Origin of the sequence: Dietzia sp. E1 (assembly GCF_014145015.1) — a bacterium.
Lineage (GTDB): Bacteria > Actinomycetota > Actinomycetes > Mycobacteriales > Mycobacteriaceae > Dietzia > Dietzia cinnamea_A.
Genome location: NZ_JAALDU010000507.1, coordinates 1 through 2073, shown reverse-complemented (window position 1 = coordinate 2073; position 2073 = coordinate 1). Strand labels below are relative to the sequence as shown.

Here is a 2073-nt window from a genome sequence, read left to right as displayed (position 1 = left end):
GGCGCGCGACCGCGGTGGCCGAGGTCTCGACGCCGATCGCGGTGAGGCACGCGTCGGCCATGCCGCGCAGCACCGCGCCGCCGATCACCGGGCTGACGCCCACGACGGGGGCGGGGGTGGAGCGCAGCGCGGCGCGCATCCCGGGGACCGCGAGGATCGCGCCGACGGAGACCACGGGGTTGGAGGGGGCGACGACGACGAGGTCGGCCGTCTCGATGGCCTCCAGTACCTCGGGTGTCGGGGAGGCGGACTCCGCGCCGATCTGGACGAAGCCGGAGGCGGGCAGCTGCGCCCTGTGGCGGACCCACCACTCCTGGAAGTGGATCGCCCGCGAGCCGGTGGGGGATCCGCTCGCGCGGCCGGTGTCGGCCCCGCCGTCCGCGGCCGGAGGGTCGGTCACCACGACGTGCGTCTCGCAGCGGTCGTCGGTGACGGGCAGGAGGCGCACGCCGGGGGACCAGCGGGTGCAGAGCGCCTCGGTGACGTCGGTGAGGCGGTAGCCGGCGTTCAGCATCTGGGTGCGCACGAGGTGGGTGGCGAGGTCCTTGTCGCCGAGGCCGAACCAGTCGGGCTGGACGCCGTACGCGGCGAGCTCGTCGCGGCAGTTCCAGGTCTCCCCGGCTTGGCCCCAGCCGCGTTCGGGGTCGATGCCCCCGCCGAGGGTGTACATGCACGTGTCGAGGTCGGGGCAGATGCGGACGCCGTGCATCCAGGCGTCGTCGCCGACGTTGACCACCGCGTCGATGCGGTGGGGGGAGTCGGCGCGGGCGGACGCGGAATCGAGCCCGAGGAGTCGACGGGCGCCGAGGAGGAAGCGGGCGCCACCGACGCCGCCGGCCAGAACACAGATCTTCACGGGGTCGAGAGTAGTGAGGGACCCCGGGACCGCGGGCGCGACCCCGGCGGGCCGCTGAGGCCGGACGCGCGAGGGGCTGCTGAGGCCGGACGCGCGAGGGGCTGCTGAGGCCGCCGCGCGGTGAGCGGCGGAGGGTGGCGCGGCGACGTGTCCCACGCCATATCCGGGGCGGCGTGTCACCGGTCATAGCCGGAGGGGAAAATGGTAGGTCCCGTCGATTTCGCTTGACCTACGCGGCTTGCATGTGTGTAATCACAGGTGTGTCATTCCCTGGTGGGTGACGGTAAACCACGTTACGGACACCGGCCTCGCGTCGGGCCGACGGTGTCCTCACGATCGAGGCCTCTCGCGATCGCGCCGGTGACGGGCACTCCATCGCGGATCTTTCGCAGACGAACAACGCAACACGAAGGGATGACCGTGGATCGACAGTCACGCACCGTCGCGGGACCCGAGCTGGCCCTGGTCGACCTCGGTGTCCCCGGTCTGTTCGTCGAGGACGAGCAGGAGAGCTGGCAGGACCGGGCTCTGTGCGCGCAGACCGATCCCGAGGCGTTCTTCCCCGAGAAGGGCGGCTCGACCCGCGAGGCCAAGAAGATCTGCACCGGGTGCGAGGTCAAGGCGGAGTGCCTCGAGTACGCGCTGGCCAACGACGAGCGGTTCGGCATCTGGGGCGGGCTGTCCGAGCGTGAGCGGCGACGCATCAAGCGCGACGCCGTCATCTGATCCCCGGGCGCCCGCGATCATCCCCTCCGCGGCCGCGCCGCGCGTCATCCGACCTGCGGCCGCGCCGCTGTCAGTCCTCGTCCGGGCCCGCCTCGACCTCGTCGGGTGAGATCTCGAGGTGCTGCGAGACCAGCTCCACGAGCACGGAATAGATGAGATCCCGCAGGTCGTCGCCCTCCGGCGCGCGCCGGGTGAGCGGCTTCCGGAACAGCACCAGCCGCGCGCGGGTCGGCTGTCCCGACCGGTCCACCCCCGCCGGCACGAGTCGGGCGAGCGGGACGTCGCCGTCGGCCACGACCTCCTCGGGCCACGTCTCCCCGGGGCGCAGGCGCATGCGGGGCACCATGTCCACTGCGAGGTCCAGGTGCTCGAGGCGCGAGTGCCAGTGCTGGTCGATCTCGGCGAACGCCTCGAGGGCGGCGGCGTCGAACTCCGCCGACCGGCTGCGCCAGCGGGGCACCTCGGGCGGCAGGATCGGCCCGCGGGGCCCG

General features: G+C 73.0%; 3 protein-coding genes. 1 reads left to right on the top strand and 2 read right to left on the bottom strand.

Annotation, left to right across the window (positions count from 1 at the left end):
• A partial coding sequence (gene cofD / locus G6030_RS14765; protein ID WP_182643635.1) for a 2-phospho-L-lactate transferase occupies nucleotides 1–856 on the bottom strand: 856 nt, incomplete at its 3' end.
• A gap of 414 nt (nucleotides 857–1270) precedes the next feature.
• On the opposite strand from cofD, the gene G6030_RS14760 reads away from it, so the two are divergent.
• Nucleotides 1271–1582, top strand: coding sequence for a WhiB family transcriptional regulator (locus G6030_RS14760; RefSeq protein WP_007627711.1), 312 nt, complete (start codon nucleotides 1271–1273; stop codon nucleotides 1580–1582).
• Between the two features lie 70 nt (nucleotides 1583–1652).
• Here the strand turns inward: G6030_RS14760 and G6030_RS14755 are convergent.
• The coding region (locus G6030_RS14755) for a metallopeptidase family protein (RefSeq protein WP_241724381.1) at nucleotides 1653–2073 on the bottom strand (421 nt) is incomplete at its 5' end.